The organism is Pseudomonas sp. NPDC089752 (genome assembly GCF_044748725.1).
Taxonomy (GTDB): domain Bacteria; phylum Pseudomonadota; class Gammaproteobacteria; order Pseudomonadales; family Pseudomonadaceae; genus Aquipseudomonas.
In genome coordinates, this window is the sequence record NZ_JBIVGP010000013.1 from 49241 (window position 1) to 67330 (window position 18090).

The window sequence follows — 18090 nt, forward strand, 5'->3', positions numbered from 1 at the left end:
CCTTTTCATGGGTAAATGGTCTGTAAGACTTGTTTTCGAGCGTGCGCACCTGGGTGTAGACTTGCTCGCTTTTTGCGCAAATAGAGAGTCGCAGGAATGAAGCCGTTCGCATCCCGTTATCTGCTTGTTGCCGCGTTTTCCCTGTTCCTGGCCGCGTGTTCCAGCGCGCCGGTCGAGCAGGCCAGTGCACCTGCGCAAGCCGATGCCTGGCAGCAGCTGCAGCAAAGTATCACTACCAATGAATTGGCCACCGCCGAGGACCAGCTCGCTGCCTTGCAGGCGCAAGCGCCTGGTGATGCGCGCGTGGAGCAATACCAGCGGCAGTTGGCCGAGGCCTATCTCAAGCGCAGCCAGATCGTCCTGCAGAAGGGCGATGTGAATGCTGCCGCAACCGCCTTGGCACGCGCCCGTGCACTGATGCCCCAGGCACCGGCGGTGACCGGCGGGGATGCGGTTAGCCAGGCGCGCAAAGCTGAGCTGGAGAAAGCCGAGGCTGCATTGAAGGCTGCTGCGGCCAAGCCGCAGGCACGGGTGATCGATCCGACGGCGCCAAGCACGGTGATCGCGCTGAAGACCACGGATATCGCGGCCATGCGCCGTCAACTCGATGAGATTGCCAAGGATGTGGTGAATTATCAGTGCGAGGTGGTGTTCCAGGTGCCGCGCACCGAGGATGCGCCTTGGTTGAAGAATTTGCTGCAGAAGCGCGTTCACAAGCTCGACAGCGGCTTTGAGCTGAAACAGAAGCATGAGATTCAGCGCAAGTTGCCGGCGCAGGTGGTATTGGTCCCACATCAGCGGTGAGCCTTTCGCGGGGCAAGCCCGCTCCCACAGGTTTGGTGGCGTTGCATAAAACCTGTGGGAGCGGGCTTGCCCCGCGAAGAGGCCCTATCAGGCAGGCACCGCTTCCGCAGCCGCCTCCCGCTCCCAAACCCGATGCCCTTCGACTGCTTTGACAAAGGCATCCATGGTTTTCTGGTCATCCCCCAGCAGCAAGCCTTTATCTTCCTTCAGCCCCAACCCATCAACCAATGCCTTGCCTTCCTTCGCAAACCCTATGGCCTTGAGGTGTTTGTAGGCTTCCAGCAGGAAGTGCTTGGCCAGCCCACTGGCGCCCAGGGCATCCAGTGCAGCCTTGCCCGCCGGCACCAACACCCCGTCGAACATGATAGAAGGCATGCCCTCCATCGACGCATCCACTGGCAGCTGCTTTCCATCTGCCGTTTTCACCGGAGCTGAAGTGGGCCCAAGCAGCAGAATGCGGGCGCTGTGTGCTTCCAGGGCCTTGACCAGCCGGTCCACGCTGCCCCCATCCACCCCGTCAGCCAGCAGCACGGCTATCTTGCGCCCCTTGATACCGACCACGCCCGGATGGTTCATCTGGCTCAGGGCCGGCGACTGCGCCAGCTGGCTACCCTTGACCTTGACCGTACCGGCCTTCGGCGCAGGCAGGCCGAGATTGGCGGCCACTGCGGCGGCCAGCTTGAGGTCGATATTGGCGAGGATTTCGTTGACCTCGCGCGCGCGAATCGCTTCACGCTCCACTTTGCCCAGTTCAAAGCTGTAAGCCTTGATGATGTGCTGCTGCTCGTTCGGGCTCATGCTCTGGAAAAACAACCGCGCTTGCGAGAAGTGGTCACCGAACGATTCGCTGCGCTGGCGGATCTTGTGGGCATCGATACGCTCCTGATAACTCTCGAAGCCGCCATCCTGCGCGGCAGGCGGGGTTTCTTTCGGCCAGCCGCCATCGATGGAGTTCGGCTCGTAGGAAGCACGCCCCTTGTGCACCACATGCTGATGCAAGGCATCGCGCTGGTTGTTGTGGTTGGGCGCGACTGGGCGGTTGATTGGAATCTGGTGGAAGTTGGGCCCGCCCAGGCGGCTGAGCTGGGTGTCGGTGTAGGAGAACAGTCGGCCCTGCAGCAATGGATCATTGGTGAAGTCGATGCCCGGCACGATATGCCCGGGGCAGAAGGCGACCTGCTCGACCTCGGCAAAGAAGTTGTCGGGGTTGCGATTGAGCACCATCTTGCCCAGCGGGGTGACCGGCACCAGTTCTTCGGGGATGATCTTGGTAGGGTCAAGCAGGTCGAAGTCGAATTTGTGCTCATCGGCCTCGGCGACGATCTGCACGCCCAGTTCCCATTCAGGATAATCACCGGTCTCGATGGCTTCCCACAGGTCCCGGCGCTGGAAGTCGGTGTCCTTGCCTGCCAGCTTTTGCGCCTCGTCCCACAGCAACGAGTGAACGCCCTGCTTCGGCTTCCAGTGGAACTTGACGAAGCTCGCCACACCTTCAGCATTGATCAGGCGGAAGGTATGCACGCCGAAACCTTCCATCATGCGCAGGCTGCGGGGGATGGCGCGGTCGGACATGGCCCACATGACCATGTGCGCCGATTCCGGCACCAGCGAAACGAAGTCCCAGAAAGTGTCATGGGCTGAGCCACCCGTAGGTATCTCGTTGTGAGGCTCTGGCTTCACCGCGTGGACGAAGTCGGGAAACTTGATCGCGTCCTGAATGAAAAACACGGGCATGTTGTTGCCAACCAGGTCGAAATTGCCTTCATCGGTATAGAACTTGACGGCAAACCCGCGCACATCACGAACGGTGTCGCCCGAGCCCCGAGGCCCCTGAACCGTGGAAAACCGCACGAACACTGGGGTGATCTTCTGCGGATCCTGCAGGAATCCGGCCTTGGTCAACTCGGCATGGTTGCCGTAACTCTGAAAGAAGCCGTGGGCCCCGGTGCCGCGGGCATGGACGATACGTTCAGGGATGCGTTCATGGTCGAAGTGGGTGATCTTCTCGCGCATGATGAAATCTTCGAGCAACGAAGGCCCGCGATCACCTGCCTTGAGGGTGTTCTGGTTATCAGCTATGCGCACGCCCTGATTGGTCCGAAGCGCCTGGCCGGTGGCATCGCTACGCACATTCTCGAGGCTCTGCAACTTGGTGTTGGTGTTGGCACGATCAGGGGTTGCGGTACCGGCGAGTTCGCTCTGCTTCGGCGCATCCGTTTTTTTGCTGGGCATCTCGGCTCTCCTCATCAGTCTTCAGGCGTGCCCATTCGGGCTTGTTCTTGTAGTGACTGGAGGGCTTCGATGAGCGTTCAATCAGGATTACCAGTTGTCGCGTTATGCCGGATGGATTGGTCCATTACGAAATAAATGCTAAGAACAACTATGGGAAAAGGCTAAAATGCGCCACCCCAGCCTACCGCTGACCCCAATTTCCATGCGCCCCACAAGGTTCGCTACGTGATCGAGTTCCAACATGTCCACAAGACCTACCGCGTCGCCGGTAGGGAAATCCCCGCCCTGAACCCGACCAGCCTGACCATCGAAGCCGGCCAGGTGTTCGGCCTGATCGGCCATTCCGGCGCCGGCAAAAGCACCATGCTGCGCCTGATCAACCGCCTGGAAGAGCCGTCCGGCGGCACGATCATCGTCGACGGCGAAGACGTCACCGCGTTCAACGCCACCCAGCTGCGCGGTTTCCGCCAGCAGGTCGGGATGATCTTCCAGCACTTCAACCTGCTGGCCTCCAAGACCGTCGCCGACAACGTCGCCCTGCCGCTGACCCTGGCCGGCGAGCTGTCGCGCAGCCAGATCGACAAACGCGTCACCGAGCTTTTGGCCCGCGTCGGCCTGCAAGACCACGCGAAAAAGTACCCGGCGCAGTTGTCGGGCGGCCAGAAGCAGCGCGTCGGCATCGCCCGCGCCCTGTCCACCAACCCGAAGATTCTGCTGTGCGACGAGGCCACCAGCGCCCTCGACCCGCAGACCACGGCGTCGGTGCTGCAACTGCTGGCCGAGATCAACCGTGAGCTGAAGCTGACCATCGTGCTGATCACCCACGAGATGGACGTGATCCGCCGGGTCTGCGACCGCGTGGCAGTGATGGATGCCGGGCTGATCGTCGAGCAAGGCTCGGTGGCCGAGGTGTTCCTGCACCCGCAGCACCCGACCACCAAGCGCTTCGTCCAGGAAGACGAGCAGGTCGACGAAGGCGAGCAACGCGACGACTTCGCCCACGTACCGGGCCGCATCGTGCGCCTGACCTTCCAGGGCGACGCCACCTACGCGCCGCTGCTGGGCACCGTGGCCCGCGAAACCGGAGTGGACTACAGCATCCTCGCCGGGCGCATCGACCGCATCAAGGATGTCCCCTATGGCCAGCTCACCCTCGCCCTGATCGGCGGTGACATGGAAGCGGCGTTCGCCCGCTTCAAGGCAGCTGACGTACATATGGAGGTACTGCGTTGATGGACGCCCTGAATTTCTTCGCCAACGTCGACTGGGCCGAAATCTGGCTGGCCACCATCGACACCATGATCATGCTGTTCGGCTCGCTGTTCTTCACCGTGCTCCTGGGTCTGCCGCTGGGCGTGCTGCTGTTCCTCTGCGGCCCGCGGCAGATGTTCGAGCAGAAGGGCGTGTATGCGCTGCTGTCGCTGATCGTCAACATCCTGCGCTCGTTGCCGTTCATCATCCTGCTGATCGTGATGATCCCGATCACCGTGCTGATCACCGGCACCTCGCTGGGCGTCGCTGGCGCCATCCCGCCGCTGGTGGTGGGTGCCACCCCGTTCTTCGCGCGCCTGGTGGAAACCGCCCTGCGGGAAGTGGACCGCGGCATCATCGAGGCCACCCAGTCGATGGGCGCCACCACCCGCCAGATCATCACCAACGCGCTGCTGCCGGAGGCCCGTCCGGGCATCTTCGCCGCCATCACCGTCACCGCGATCACCCTGGTGTCGTACACCGCCATGGCCGGTGTGGTCGGCGCGGGCGGCCTGGGCGACTTGGCGATTCGCTTCGGTTACCAGCGATTCCAGACCGATGTGATGGTAGTCACCGTGGTGCTGTTGCTGGTGCTGGTTCAAGTCCTGCAAAGCGTGGGCGACAAACTGGTCGTGCATTTTTCCCGTAAGTAACCCCAATGGGGTCGGCTCAGCCGACCCGTTCGGGGGCCGTCGCGGCCCTCACAAGGAGTGATCAATGAAGAAGCTGCTTGCTGTTGCTGCCGCCGTCGCGGCCTTTTCGGCCCACGCCGGTGACCTGACCGTCGCCGCCACCCCGGTGCCGCACGCCGAGATTCTCAACTTCGTCAAACCGCAGTTGGAGAAAGAGGGCGTGACGCTCAAGGTGAAAGAGTTCACCGACTACATCCAGCCTAACGTGCAGGTCGCCGAGAAGCGTCTGGACGCCAACTTCTTCCAGCACCAGCCGTACCTGGATGAGTTCAACAAGGCCAAGGGCACCAACCTGGTCAGCGTTGCCGGCGTGCACATCGAGCCGCTGGGCGTGTACTCCACCAAGCACAAGAAGCTCGACGAGCTGCCATCCGGCGCCACCGTGGTCATCCCCAACGACGCCACCAACGGCGGCCGTGCCCTGTTGCTGCTGGACAAGGCAGGCGTGATCAAGCTCAAGGACAACAAGAACATCCTGTCGACCGTGAAGGATGTTGTCGAGAACCCGAAGAACGTGAAGTTCCGTGAGCTGGAAGCAGCCACCATCCCGCGCGTGCTGACTCAGGTCGATGCGGCCCTGATCAACACTAACTACGCGCTGGAAGCCAAGCTGAATCCTGAGAAGGATGCGCTGGCCATTGAAGGCAGCGACTCGCCGTATGTGAACATCCTGGTTGCCCGCCCGGACAACAAGGACTCGGAAGATATGAAGAAGCTGGCCGCGGCGTTGCATTCGCCTGAGGTGAAGCAGTTCATTACCGAGAAGTACAAAGGTGCTGTAGTACCGGCGTTCTAAGCTTTTAGATCGAGCTGAATTCTTCGCGGGGCAAGCCCGCTCCCACAGTGGCCGGTGATTGCAGGACCATTGTGGGAGCGGGCTTGCCCCGCGAAGCTTTTAAAGCCCAATCAATCCCGCTTGACCAGCCCCGGCAACTGAGCCACCAGCTTCTGGTTGTTGAACGGCGCCCGAATGAACCCGCGCTGACGCCCATCCGGCCCGACGATGGCCAGGTTGCCGCTGTGATCCACGGTATACCCAGGCTTGCTGGTATCCGCCGGAATGAACGGGATGCTCAAGGCATTCGCCAGTTTCTGGGTATCCTCGATCGACCCCGCCACGCCCACGAAATCCTTGTCGAAATAGCCCAGGTACTGCTTGAGCTGGTTCGGCGTGTCGCGGTTCGGGTCCACACTCACCAGCACCACCTGCAGCCGGTCCACGGCGTCCTTGGGCAGCTCGCTCTTGACCTGGCGCAACTGGGCCAGGGTGGTCGGGCAGATGTCCGGGCAGTAGGTGTAGCCGAAGAACAGCAGCGACCATTTGCCTTTCAGGTCATCCAGCTGCACCGGCTGGCCATCCTGGTTGGTCATGGTCACGTCCGCCACCGTACGGCTCTGCGGCAGCAGGATGATGCCGGCGTCGATCAGCTCGGTCGGGTTGAGCTGGTCACGGCCGTTAAGCACTTTGTTGACGGTCAGGCCCATGATCAACGCGACCAGGGCGACGAGGATGAAGACGGTTTTCTGGGTTCGGGTCATAGGTTCAGCAACAAGTAGTGGTCAACGAGCAACGCGATGAACAGCGCGAACAAGTAGCCGATAGAGTACTTGAACGTGCCGATCGCCGCGTGCGGCCGGCTGCCACGGTACAACACCCAGGCCCATTGCAGGAAGCGCAGGCCCAGGGCGAGGCCGCAGGCCAGGTACAGCGGGCCGCTCATGTGGATGGCATAGGGCAGCAAGGTGACCGCCAGCAAAATCAGGGTGTAGAGCAGGATGTGCAGCTTGGTGTAGCGCTCGCCGTGGGTCACCGGCAGCATCGGAATATCGGCCTTGGCGTATTCCTCTTTGCGGTGGATGGCCAAAGCCCAGAAGTGCGGCGGGGTCCAGGCGAAGATGATCAGCACCAGCAGCAGGGGTTCGGCGCTGATGTGGCCGCTCACCGCCACCCAGCCAAGCAGCGGCGGGGCCGCGCCAGCCAGGCCGCCGATGACGATGTTCTGTGGTGTCGCACGCTTGAGATAGCCGGTGTAGAGCACTGCATAGCCGAGCAAGGACGCCAGCGTCAGCCAGGCAGTGAGCGCGTTGGTGAACACCAGCAGCAGGGCCATACCCAGCACTGCCAGCGCGAAGGCAAACAACAGGGCCGGCAGCGGCTCGACCCGCCCCTCGGCAATCGGCCGCTTGTGGGTGCGCGCCATCAATGCATCGATACGCCGATCCACGACATGGTTGACCACCGCCGCGCCGCCCGCGCACAGGGCGATGCCCAGGTTGCCGAACAGCAGCACGCTCCAGGGCACACCGGCACGGGTCGCCAGGAACATGCCCACCAGCGAGGTGATCAACATCAGCACCACGACCTTGGGCTTGGTCAGCTCCAGGTAATCGCGCCAGCCGGCACGCTGGGCAGTCAGAACCGTCGCCACGAATCGTTCCTCATGTGATGGGATACGCCGACGCCGGTGACCGGAGTCAGGCGCCAGCCATGGCCGACGCGTACCTTGTCGACCACGCGGATGCGGTAGTTCACCAGCACCATGCTCAGCAGCAACAGCGCGCCGCCGGCGTTATGCGCCACGGCCACGGCCAGCGGCAGGTGGAACAGCACGTTGCTGATGCCCAGGCCAACCTGCAGCGCCAGGGCCAGCAGCACCAACTTTCCAAGCCCCGGCAGGCCACAACGGTGCAGCTTCCAGCTGAGCATCAGCAGCACGCAGGTAACCAGCAGTGCGCCCAACCGGTGGCTGATATGGATGGCGGTGCGGGCATCGCTGTCCAGCTGCCCGCCGAGGTAGTTGGGGCCGACGTGTTGGGTGAGGTGGAAGCCGTTGCTGAAATCCGCTGCCGGCCACCACTGGCCATGGCAGGTAGGCAAGTCGATACAGGCAACCGCCGCATAGTTGGCGCTGACCCAGCCGCCCAAGGCGATCTGGCCGACTACCACCAACAGCGCCAGCGCAGCGATCCGGCGCAGGCTCAGCGGTAACTTCGGCAATGGCGCAAAGGCCCGGGATAGACGCAGGGATAGCAGGAGCAGCAAGCTCAAGGTGGTGAAGCCCCCGAGCAGGTGTGCGGTGACTACCTGTGGCCACAGCTTGAGCGTCACCGTCCACATGCCGAACGCCGCCTGCGCCAGCACCACGCCCAGCAGCAATACCGGCAAGCGGTACGGCTGGCCGTCGCGGGCATGGCGCTTCACGGCCTGGAACGCGAGCAAGGCAATCACCAGGGCCAGCGTCCCGGCAAAGTAGCGGTGGACCATCTCGGCCCAGCCCTTGGCTTCTTCCACCGGATGCTCGGGGAAGTGCAGCTCGGCATGTGCCAGTTGCGCGTCGGTCTTCGGCACGCTGATAAAGCCATAGCAGCCTGGCCAGTCGGGGCAGCCCAAGCCAGCGTGGGTCAGGCGGGTGTAGGCACCGAGCAGGACGACCACCAGCGCCAGCAAGGTGGCGAACACAGCGAGGCGAAATCCGGGTCTGGCCATGGCAGGCTCCTAGCCGATGTTGGACAGCTTGAGCAGGTGGCGCAGGTCGTCGAGCACCTGCTTGCCGTTGACCTTGCCGTCGTAGCGGAGCACCAGATTGCCGTGCGGGTCGACGATCCACAGGTGCGGGGCGAGCTCCCCGACCTTCTGGATGTAACGCTGGGCATCCAGCGGGTAGCGTTGCAACTGCGGGTATTCACGCCCCAGCAGGGTTTGATAGTCCGCGCTCAAAGGCTGCGCAGCGGCCAGGGCATGGCTGGCGCGGCTGGCGTCGCGGCCCAGGCCGACCTGAATCTGCCGCGCCAGGTACACCAGGCGCTGGCAGTCCTCGGCGCACGCTTCAGGCGCGCTGACCAGCAACTGCCAGCGCGCATCCTCGCCGGTGATGCCGATATCGCTGCGGCTTTCGCCGTTGCCGATCATCGTGCCGTGGTAGCTGCGGCCTTCCGGCACCCAGAACTTGAGCTTGTACATGCTGGTGGCCAGGATCATCGGGCCGAGCACCACCAGCAGAATCAAAATCAGCTGCAAACGCCCGCGGGCTCTGGGTTTGCGACGTTCAGGCACGTTCAGTGGAGTGGTGGCGGCGGCCATGGTGGTTCTCCTTCTTGTTGTGCCAACCGAAATAGAGGTAGAGCAGCACCAGCGCGGTGGCCAGGGCGAACCACTGCACCGCGTAGCCCAAGTGCTTTTCCGGGCCCATGGCGACTACCGGCCAGTCCAGGCGGTAGGTCGCAGGGCCAGGCTGCAGGCGAAGCTCATGGGCAAATCCTTCTCGCCCGAGCTGTTGCCAGAGCTGCACCGGGTTCACGGCCGTGAGCAGATGCGGCCACTGGCCGCCGACCGGGTCGGGGTGCAGCTGGAAGGTGCTGCCCGGGGCCACGTAGACCGAAGCATCCAGAGCCAACGCCTGCACCGGGGTGTCGAACGTTACCGGCACCCTGCGATCCGGCCAGGGCAACCAACCGCGGTTGACCAGCAGCCACAGGCCGCTGGGCTGGTCATGGAAGGGCTGCAGCAGCTCGACGCCGGCCTGGCCGTCGCGCATGCGGTTGTCCAGCAGCAGGCTGTGCTCGGCATCGAAACGGCCATAGAGGTGCACACGGCGGAAGGCGCTGTCGTCGTTTTGCTGCAGCTGGGTGGTGGTCAGCGGCGCGTCAACGCTGCGCTCGGCATAGGTCGCCAGCAGCGCACGCTTTTCATCGGCGCGGCCCAGCTGCCAGCAGCCGAGCGCGATCAACCCCGGCAGCAGCGCAAGCACCACCAGGGTCGGTATCCAGCCTGGGCGAAACGGCCTCACGGGCGCCTCGCTATACTTATCCACATCACCGCATCCCCCCGGAGTTACCGCCATGCTCAAGGCCGCGATTGTCCTGATGCTGTTGGCCACGGTTGCCAGCCTGTTCAGTGGCCTGGTGTTTCTGGTCAAGGACGATGAAAACTCGACCCGCCTACTCAAGGCGCTGACCGTGCGCGTGACCCTCGCCAGCCTGACCATCGCCTTGGTGGCTTACGGCTTGATCAGCGGCCAGCTGGTTTCCCACGCACCCTTCTGAAAGTTCCACCTAAACCCTGTGGGAGCGGGCTTGCCCCGCGAAGAAGCGGCGCGGTGCCTGGCACCGGCTTCGCCGGTGTTCGCGGGGCAAGCCCGCTCCCACAGGGTTTCTGCATTGCTTCTCAAAGCACGTACACAAAGATGAACAGCCCCACCCACACCACATCGACGAAGTGCCAGTACCAGCTGGCCGCCTCGAAACCGAAGTGTTTGTCGGGGTTGAAGTGCCCACGCAGGATGCGCACGAACATGACGATGAGGATGATCGTGCCCAACGTCACGTGGGCGCCGTGAAAGCCCGTGAGCATGAAGAAGGTCGCGCCGTAGATCCCCGATCCCAGCGTCAGCCCCAGCTTGTTGTAGGCCTCGTGATACTCGTAGGCCTGCAGCGCGATGAAGCTCAGGCCCAGCACGATGGTCAGCGCCATCCACAGTTTCAGCGGGCCGCGATGGTCACGGCGCAACGCATGGTGAGCGATGGTGATGGTCACGCTGGAGCTGACCAGCAGGATGGTGTTGATCAGCGGCAGGTGCCACGGGTCGATGACTTCCTTGGGCGGCGGGAACAGCTTGGGATCGGGCGTGTGCAGCAACGGCCAGGTGAACTCGAAACTGGGCCAGAGCATATGCGCTACGCCTTTGGCGCCTTCGCCCCCGAGCCACGGCCCGGCCAGCACTCGCACGTAGAACAGCGCGCCAAAGAAGGCCATGAAGAACATCACTTCGGAAAAGATGAACCAGCTCATGCCCCAGCGGAACGAGCGGTCCAGCTGCGGGCTGTACAGCCCGGCGCGACTTTCCTTCACCACCGCGCCGAACCAGCCGAACAGCATGTAGGCCAGGAACAACGCCCCGACGAAGAAGATCAGTGGCCCGTGGGAATCGGGATGGCCGGCCTTCATGTCGTTGAACCAGGTGCCCAGGCCGTACACGGTGATGAACATGCCGATGGTGGCGATGATCGGCCACTTGCTCTGCGCCGGTACGTAGTAGTGCTCATGACTTGCCATTGCTGTTCTCCTTCCCTTAACGGGCGCCTTGAACGCCCTGGGCCGCGACATGCGCGACCGGCGGGTGGCGAGCGGTGATGTCGAACAAGGTGTAGGCCAGTGTCAGGTGCTTCACGCCGGCCGGCAGGTCGCGGTCGACGATGAAGCGCACCGGCATCTCGATGCGTTCGCCGGGCTGCAGCACCTGCTGGGTAAAGCAGAAGCACTCGGTCTTGTGGAAATACGCCGCCGCTTCCGCCGGCGTGATGCTCGGTATGGCCTGGGCGCTCATCGGCCGGTCGGTCGGGTTGTGGGCGATGAAGATCATCTGATTGACCGCGCCCGGGTTGACTTCAAGCTGGTCGGCGGTGGAGTAGAAGTCCCAGACCATGTCGCTGGCATTGGTCGACATGAACTGCACCCGCACCGAACGCGTCGGGTCGCTGACCTGGCTGCCCTCGTACTGCCCGCCGGTCTTGCCGTTGATGCCGAAGGCCCTGCACATCACGTCGTAGATCGGCACCAGGGCGAAGCCGAAGGCGAACATCACCACCGTCAGCATCAGCAGGCGCAGTACCAGGCGTTTGAGCGGTTGGCCGGTCATGGTCGGTGTCCTATTTCACTTCCGGTGGGGTCTGGAAGGTGTGGTAGGGCGCCGGTGACGGGATCGACCACTCCAGCCCTTCGGCGCCATCCCAAGGTTTGGCCGGGGCCGGCGCGCCGCCACGGATGCACTTGATGACGATGAACAGGAAGAAGATCTGCGTGGCGCCGAACATGAAGGCGCCGATCGACGAGACCATGTTGAAGTCGGCGAACTGCAGGTTGTAGTCGGGGATCCGCCGCGGCATGCCGGCCAGGCCGACGAAGTGCATGGGGAAAAAGGCCATGTTCATGCCGATGAACGACAGCCAGAAGTGCAGCTTGCCGAGGGTTTCGTCGTACATGTGGCCGGTCCATTTCGGCAGCCAGTAATAGGCCGAGGCGAAGATGCCGAAGATCGCCCCCGGCACCAGCACGTAGTGGAAGTGCGCCACCACGAAGTAGGTGTCGTGGTACTGGAAGTCGGCCGGGGCGATGGCCAGCATCAGGCCGGAGAAGCCGCCGATGGTGAACAGGATGACGAAGGCGATGGCGAACAGCATCGGCGTCTCGAAGGTCAGCGAGCCTTCCCACATGGTGCTGACCCAGTTGAACACCTTCACCCCAGTGGGCACGGCGATCAGCATGGTCGCGTACATGAAGAACAGCTCGCCCACCACCGGGATGCCGACCACGAACATGTGGTGGGCCCAGACGATGAACGACAGGAAGGCGATCGCCCCGGTGGCGTAGACCATCGAGGTGTAGCCGAACAGCGGCTTGCGCGAGAACGCCGGGATGATCGAGCTGACCGCGCCGAAGGCCGGCAGGATCATGATGTACACCTCGGGGTGGCCGAAGAACCAGAACACGTGCTGGAACAGCACCGGGTCACCGCCACCGGCGGCGCTGAAGAAGCTGGTGCCGAAGTGGATGTCCATCAGCATCATGGTCACCACCCCGGCCAGCACCGGCATCACCGCGATCAGCAGGAATGCAGTGATCAGCCAGGTCCAGACGAACAGCGGCATTTTCATCAGGGTCATGCCGGGCGCGCGCAGGTTGAGGATGGTGGCGATCACGTTGATCGCGCCCATGATCGAGCTGACGCCCATCAGGTGAATGGCGAAGATGAAGAAGGTCACGCTGGCCGGCGCGTAGGTGGTCGACAGCGGCGCGTAGAAGGTCCAGCCGAAGTTCGGCCCGCCGCCTGGGCTGAACAGGGTCGAGACCAGCAGCAGGAACGCCGCCGGCAGCAGCCAGAAGCTGAAGTTGTTCATCCGCGGCAGGGCCATGTCGGGCGCGCCGATCATCAGCGGGATCATCCAGTTGGCCAGGCCGACGAAGGCCGGCATCACCGCGCCGAACACCATGATCAGGCCGTGCATGGTGGTCATCTGGTTGAAGAACGCCGGCTCGACGATCTGCAGGCCCGGCTGGAACAGCTCGGCGCGGATCACCATGGCGAACGAGCCGCCGAGCAGGAACATGATGAAGCTGAACCACAGGTACATCGTGCCGATGTCCTTGTGGTTGGTGGTCAGCACCCAGCGCATCAGGCCCTTGGCGGGGCCGTGCGCGTGGTCATGGCCGTGGGCGTGGTCGTCGATGACTGCACTCATGTCCTGTCTCCTGCGAGGTTCATTGCGCTTCGGCCTGTTTGAGCGCCAGCACGTCCTTCGGTGTGACCATGTCGCCCTTGTTGTTGCCCCAGGCGTTGCGCTCGTAGGTCACCACGGCGGCGATATCGACTTCCGAGAGCTGCTTGCCGAACGCGGCCATGGCGGTGCCGGGCTTGCCGTGGAAGACGATGCCCAGGTGGGCTTCCTTCGGCCCGGTGGCGATCTTCGAACCCTTGAGTGCCGGGAACATCGGCGGCAGCCCTTGGCCTTCGGCCTGGTGACAGGCAACGCAGGTGGTGTGGTAGACCTTGTCGCCACGCTCGACCAGCTCTTCGAGGGTCCATTCCTTGCTGGTCAGCTCCTTGAGCTTGGCTGCCTCGGCCTTGCGCTCGCCGAGCCAGGTGTCATAGTCGGCCTTGGATTTGACCTCGACCACCACCGGCATGAATCCGTGGTCCTTGCCGCACAGCTCGGTGCACTGGCCGCGATAGATGCCGGGCTTCTCGATGCGCGTCCAAGCTTCGTTGACGAAGCCTGGGATGGCATCGCGCTTGACTGCAAAAGCCGGTACCCACCAGGAATGGATGACGTCGGCGGCGGTGACCAGAAAGCGCACTTTCGCGCCCACCGGCAGCACCAGCGGCTGGTCGACTTCGAGCAAGTAGTGCTCGTCCTTGGGCGCCTTGTTGTGGATCTGGTCGGCGGGGGTGGCCAGGTTGCTGAAGAACTCCACGTCCTGGCCCAGGTATTTGTAGTGCCACTTCCACTGGTAGCCGGTGACCTGGATGTCGATGTCCGATTCGCTGGCGTCGTAGATGTCGATCAGGGTCTTGGTGGCCGGGATGGCCATGGCCACCAGGATCAGGAAGGGAACCACGGTCCACATGATTTCCACCCAGGTGTGCTCGTGGAAATGCGCGGCCTGCTGGCCGGTGGAGCGGCGGTGGATGACCATGGACCAGAACATCGCGCCGAACACGACGATGCCGATGATCACGCAGATCCAGAAGATGGTCATGTGCAGGTCGAACACGGCGTTGGAGACTTCCGTCGCCCCCGGCGCCATGTTCACGGTCCAGGCGGCGTTGGCCTGACCGAAAACCGTCCACAACAGGAGGCCCATCCAGACATGTGGATGTCGCATCATTGCGGGTTCCCCTTCTAATTCTTGTAGTCCCGGAGGCGTGGCCTGCGGCAAGAGGGAACGGCGGTCAAGACTGCCTGGCTTCGACGACCGAGCCCCTGCGAAAGCAGTCGGGCCTCATCAACGAATCACGTTCAAGCGGAGTATAGACAGCGACCAATGGCACGCAACGGCGCGGGTGAAATGAACTTCACGAATTCATCCAATGCCGCGAAACGCCCAGTCTAGAGAGGGTGTGGCACAATAATGGCGCCAATATATAGCCAAGAGCGCACACGTTTGCGGGGCTTATAACAAATGCGTCTTAGGTATTCTGTATACCGAGCTAATTTAGTGTCTTCCGTTTGAAACGTATTGTCCCTGGAGTTGTCATGAACATCGCAGCTGTACGCGAGCAAATTAGCCAAGCCCACGTTCACGAGAGCCGTACTGGCCAACTGAAAGCGCGTCTCGAGGCCCAACTGCCACACCTTCACCCCTCGATCCAACTGCCTGAGCAGGACGCCCAGGGTACTTTGGCGCGCTTCGTCAGCGCTTACATCGAACAGGTTCCGGAGTTGCTGGAGGCTGCCCATGACGTGGCGGTCGAAGCCGGGATCGAGTCGCAGATCAAACCGGTGTTGAAGATTGCCGAAGCCTACTTCCTGCAGCCGCCCGAGGTCATGGCTGGGCATGTGGGCGTGGATTGCCTGCTGGATGAGGCCTACCTGGCGCATCGGCTGGTGGAGGAGGTGAACGATCTGTATATCCGGCATTTCCAACAGCCGCTGATACCGTTCGATACCACGATGGCGAACTTGATTGCCCATCAGCTGATTGGCGAGGAGTTCGCCAATCAGCTGGATGAGGTGGTGCACCATTCGGTGGATGAGATGCTCGATGACGCGAGCTTTGCTGCGGAATCGGTTGAGGCGTACCGCGACAAGTTGAGCAGCCCTGAAACGGGTGCGGCGTGGAAACGCTGGCCGTGCCTGTCGCGTCAACTGGGTGTGGAGTTGGGTCAGCCGGCCTGATGTTACCTGCCCCGCGAAGAGGCCAGCTCAGGCACCCACACCCGCTGTAGTCCGCATCCGCCCCTCGATCCGCCGCTTCAACCGGCGCTGCTCGATCAGCAACCGCGAGCCATGCGCCGCATTGCTCCGCCCCCAGTCCTCGAGCAGCTCCAGGCATGAATGGTCGATGTAACTCAGGTTGCCCAACGGCACATGCAGCTTGGTCCCCGCCGGCACAGTCTCAAGCACCTGGGTCAGCGCCGGCACCTTGAGGAAGGTCGCCGCGCCGCTCAGGCGCAGTTCCATGTGCCCCTTTTTCTCCAGATCCACCAGGTTGATTTTCAGCCGCGCCGCCTTGAACGCCAGCTTCAGCAAGGTCAGGGCGAAGCCCAGCAGCACACCGGTCAAAAGATCGGTGAAGATGATCGCCAGGGCAGTCGCCGCATAGGTGAACATCGGCATGCGGCCATAGCGACCCAGCCCACGAAACGCCTTGAAGTCCACCAGCTTGATACCGGTGTACACCAGCACACCCGCCAGGCTCGCCACCGGGATCTGCTGCAGCACGCTGCTCAACACCACGACGAACGCCAACAGCCACAGGCCATGCAGGATGGCCGAAGCGCGAGTCTGCGCACCGGCCTGCACGTTGGCCGAGCTGCGCACGATGACGCCGGTCATCGGCAGGGCGCCCAGCACACCGCACAGCATGTTGCCGATGCCTTGGGCCGACAGCTCGCGATCGAAGTCCGAGCGCTGGCCGCTGTGCATGCGGTCGACGGCAGCGGCTGACAGCAAGGTTTCGGCGCTGGCGATGAAGGCCAGGGCGAAGGCGGCCACCAGCAGGGTAGGGTCGGCCAGTTTCAGCAGGTCGTCCGGGCGGATCCAGTCGATCGCCTGGGACAGGTCTGCCGGTACTTGCACGCGATTCACCGGCAGTGCCAACCACATGCTGATGAGCGTCATCGCCCCCACACCCAGCAAAGCACCCGGCACGAAGCGCAGCTTTTGGGGTTTCAGGCGCTCCCAGGCCCACATGATGAAAATGGTACCCAAGCCGAGCGCACCGGCTTGCCAGCCCGAGCCTGCGCTTTCCAGCGGCAAGGCACCGGCAACGGTCGTGGGGAACTCCAGCAGGTTCTGCAGGCCGGACGGTTGCGGTGCGCTGTCGAACATCACGTGCACCTGTGACAGCACGATCAGCACGCCAATGCCGGCCAACATGCCGTACACCACGGCCGGCGCCGTCACCCGGAACCAGCAGCCCAGGCGCAGGCGCCCGGCCAGTAATTGCAGCAGCCCCGCCAGCAGCAGGATCGGCCCGAGCATGGCCACGCCATGCTGGCGCACCAGTTCGAACACCAGCACCGCCAAGCCGGCGGCCGGGCCGCTGACCTGCAGGGGCGAGCCCGCCAGAAAGCCCACCACGACGCCGCCAATGATGCCGGTGATCAGCCCCTTGGCCGGCGGCATGCCCGAAGCGATCGCGATGCCCATGCACAAGGGCAGGGCCACCAGGAATACCACCACTGACGCCAACAACTCACGCGGCAGGGCCGCTTTCAACTGTGTCATGTTCACCGTGTTTCTCCTTTCAAAAGTCACACGGCCATTCCTCTGGCCGTGGGCACGTGGCCCCTGACGAACGCGCAGGCGCGGGCCGCCAGCGCGCACGCCGGCAGGGCAGTCAGGGAATTCAAGGCAGCAGAAGGCCGCGCCACACCCTGACGGGTGCAGCCGGCTATCAAGGTTCTAGCGTTGGACGGGTCGCTTAGTAGCGGCCTCTCGGGGTGGCGCAGGGGATCGGCTCACCTGCGGCCAAAGGCATGAAGCTGTCGCTGGCGGCGTCGTAGGCTTCGATCTTGCTGGTCTCGATGTCGTAGACCCAACCATGGATGTACAGCTCGCCAGCCGCCAGGCGCGATGCCACGGACGGGTGGGTGCGCAGGTGGTGCAGCTGGGCGATGACGTTCTCGCGGGTCAGCACCTGCATGGTTTCATGCTCGCTGCCACAGTTGCAGTTGTTCTCGACCACGGTGCGAGCCACTTCGGCGTGACGCAACCAGGCGGAAACGGTCGGCATCTTGGTCAGCGACTGCGGGTTGAGCACCGCACGCATGGCGCCACAGTCGGAGTGGCCGCAGATGATGATGTGGTGCACGCCCAGCGCGGAAACAGCGTACTCGATGGCGCTGGAAACGCCGCCGTTCATCTGGCCGTAGGGCGGGACCACGTTACCGACGTTACGGGTCACGAACAGGTCGCCTGGCGAGCTCTGGGTGATCAGCTCGGGGACGATCCGCGAGTCGGCACAGGTGATGAACATGGCGCGCGGCGTTTGCGCGGTGGCGAGCTTCTTGAACAGCTCTTGCTGCTCGGGGAATACGTCATGGTGAAAACGCAGGAAGCCGTCGACGATGTGCTTGAGGGCGGCATCGGCGCTCTCTGCGGGGACCTGCGGAACGACCTTGGATGGGTCCTTGACGGGCATGATTCATCCTCTTGACGGTGTGTAGGTAAATCCATTTTACCGGTGAAAGATTCTGGCTATGCGCAGATTTAGATGACGTACACGGGTAATTAATCACAGTCTTCGCTGACTGGATTCTTACGCTAGCGAGGAAAACTTAACTGAAGCTTAATTCGGAGGCTCTAGAACGGGCGTTCCAGACCTTAAAGGCGGGATCTGAATAATAGCAAAAAACCATCAACTGCCAAGTACTATTACTCTAATTATTCA

Annotated in this window: 18 protein-coding genes; 6 read left to right on the plus strand and 12 right to left on the minus strand. The window is 62.8% G+C overall.

Annotated features, from left to right (window positions below; all coding sequences use genetic code 11):
• Positions 1-96 precede the first annotated feature (96 nt).
• Positions 97-804 carry a PA5502 family lipoprotein gene (locus ACIPZF_RS20615; RefSeq protein ID WP_400802575.1) on the plus strand — a complete coding sequence of 236 codons (708 nt, stop codon included), beginning with the start codon at positions 97-99 and terminating at the stop codon, positions 802-804.
• 87 nt (positions 805-891) lie between these two features.
• On the opposite strand, the gene katE is transcribed toward ACIPZF_RS20615, so the two are convergent.
• Complete coding sequence (katE, locus tag ACIPZF_RS20620) at positions 892-3036, minus strand: catalase HPII (protein ID WP_400802576.1); 2145 nt, start codon at positions 3034-3036, stop codon at positions 892-894.
• 225 nt (positions 3037-3261) lie between these two features.
• On the opposite strand from katE, the gene ACIPZF_RS20625 reads away from it, so the two are divergent.
• The 3 genes from ACIPZF_RS20625 (at position 3262) to ACIPZF_RS20635 (ending at position 5775) form a co-directional block, all read left to right on the plus strand.
• Positions 3262-4269 (plus strand): methionine ABC transporter ATP-binding protein, encoded by a 1008-nt coding sequence (locus ACIPZF_RS20625; protein ID WP_400802578.1) that lies wholly within the window; start codon positions 3262-3264, stop codon positions 4267-4269.
• Positions 4269-4940, plus strand: coding sequence for a methionine ABC transporter permease (locus ACIPZF_RS20630; protein WP_054902207.1), 672 nt, complete (start codon positions 4269-4271; stop codon positions 4938-4940). The genes ACIPZF_RS20625 and ACIPZF_RS20630 overlap by 1 nt, the downstream gene beginning before the upstream one ends.
• A gap of 64 nt (positions 4941-5004) precedes the next feature.
• Entirely contained in the window at positions 5005-5775 is a 771-nt protein-coding gene (locus ACIPZF_RS20635) for a MetQ/NlpA family ABC transporter substrate-binding protein (protein ID WP_400802580.1), read from the plus strand.
• A 110-nt stretch (positions 5776-5885) separates the two neighbouring features.
• On the opposite strand, the gene ACIPZF_RS20640 is transcribed toward ACIPZF_RS20635, so the two are convergent.
• The 5 genes from ACIPZF_RS20640 to ACIPZF_RS20660 are packed head-to-tail and all read right to left on the minus strand — an operon-like array spanning position 5886 to position 9766.
• The gene (locus ACIPZF_RS20640) at positions 5886-6518 is read right to left on the minus strand and encodes an SCO family protein (protein WP_400802581.1); all 633 of its coding nucleotides are present in this window, start codon (positions 6516-6518) and stop codon (positions 5886-5888) included.
• Entirely contained in the window at positions 6515-7408 is an 894-nt protein-coding gene (cyoE, locus tag ACIPZF_RS20645) for a heme o synthase (RefSeq protein WP_400802583.1), read from the minus strand. The genes ACIPZF_RS20640 and cyoE overlap by 4 nt, the downstream gene beginning before the upstream one ends.
• The gene (locus ACIPZF_RS20650) at positions 7393-8466 is read right to left on the minus strand and encodes a heme A synthase (RefSeq protein ID WP_400802585.1); all 1074 of its coding nucleotides are present in this window, start codon (positions 8464-8466) and stop codon (positions 7393-7395) included. The genes cyoE and ACIPZF_RS20650 overlap by 16 nt, the downstream gene beginning before the upstream one ends.
• Before the next feature lie 9 nt (positions 8467-8475).
• On the minus strand, positions 8476-9060 hold the full coding sequence (locus tag ACIPZF_RS20655; protein ID WP_400802587.1) for a hypothetical protein: 585 nt from the start codon (positions 9058-9060) through the stop codon (positions 8476-8478).
• Positions 9026-9766: an SURF1 family protein gene (locus ACIPZF_RS20660; protein WP_400802588.1), complete on the minus strand. Its 741-nt coding sequence runs from the start codon at positions 9764-9766 to the stop codon at positions 9026-9028. The genes ACIPZF_RS20655 and ACIPZF_RS20660 overlap by 35 nt, the downstream gene beginning before the upstream one ends.
• A gap of 52 nt (positions 9767-9818) precedes the next feature.
• On the opposite strand from ACIPZF_RS20660, the gene ACIPZF_RS20665 reads away from it, so the two are divergent.
• Entirely contained in the window at positions 9819-10022 is a 204-nt protein-coding gene (locus ACIPZF_RS20665; RefSeq protein WP_400802590.1) for a twin transmembrane helix small protein, read from the plus strand.
• A 121-nt stretch (positions 10023-10143) separates the two neighbouring features.
• Here the strand turns inward: ACIPZF_RS20665 and ACIPZF_RS20670 are convergent, their stop codons facing one another.
• The 4 genes from ACIPZF_RS20670 to coxB are packed head-to-tail and all read right to left on the minus strand — an operon-like array spanning position 10144 to position 14361.
• Positions 10144-11031, minus strand: coding sequence for a cytochrome c oxidase subunit 3 (locus ACIPZF_RS20670; RefSeq protein WP_400802592.1), 888 nt, complete (start codon positions 11029-11031; stop codon positions 10144-10146).
• A gap of 16 nt (positions 11032-11047) precedes the next feature.
• The gene (locus tag ACIPZF_RS20675) at positions 11048-11614 is read right to left on the minus strand and encodes a cytochrome c oxidase assembly protein (RefSeq protein ID WP_400802593.1); all 567 of its coding nucleotides are present in this window, start codon (positions 11612-11614) and stop codon (positions 11048-11050) included.
• A 10-nt stretch (positions 11615-11624) separates the two neighbouring features.
• Positions 11625-13214 (minus strand): cytochrome c oxidase subunit I, encoded by a 1590-nt coding sequence (gene ctaD, locus ACIPZF_RS20680; RefSeq protein WP_400802595.1) that lies wholly within the window; start codon positions 13212-13214, stop codon positions 11625-11627.
• Between the two features lie 19 nt (positions 13215-13233).
• Positions 13234-14361: a cytochrome c oxidase subunit II gene (gene coxB / locus ACIPZF_RS20685; protein WP_400802597.1), complete on the minus strand. Its 1128-nt coding sequence runs from the start codon at positions 14359-14361 to the stop codon at positions 13234-13236.
• A 368-nt stretch (positions 14362-14729) separates the two neighbouring features.
• On the opposite strand from coxB, the gene ACIPZF_RS20690 reads away from it, so the two are divergent.
• A complete protein-coding gene (locus tag ACIPZF_RS20690; RefSeq protein WP_400802599.1) occupies positions 14730-15371 on the plus strand; it encodes a hypothetical protein in 642 nt (213 codons plus the stop codon).
• A 27-nt stretch (positions 15372-15398) separates the two neighbouring features.
• On the opposite strand, the gene ACIPZF_RS20695 is transcribed toward ACIPZF_RS20690, so the two are convergent.
• The gene (locus tag ACIPZF_RS20695; protein WP_400802600.1) at positions 15399-16925 is read right to left on the minus strand and encodes a SulP family inorganic anion transporter; all 1527 of its coding nucleotides are present in this window, start codon (positions 16923-16925) and stop codon (positions 15399-15401) included.
• Between the two features lie 196 nt (positions 16926-17121).
• The gene (locus tag ACIPZF_RS20700; protein ID WP_400802602.1) at positions 17122-17841 is read right to left on the minus strand and encodes a carbonic anhydrase; all 720 of its coding nucleotides are present in this window, start codon (positions 17839-17841) and stop codon (positions 17122-17124) included.
• Positions 17842-18090 lie beyond the last annotated feature (249 nt).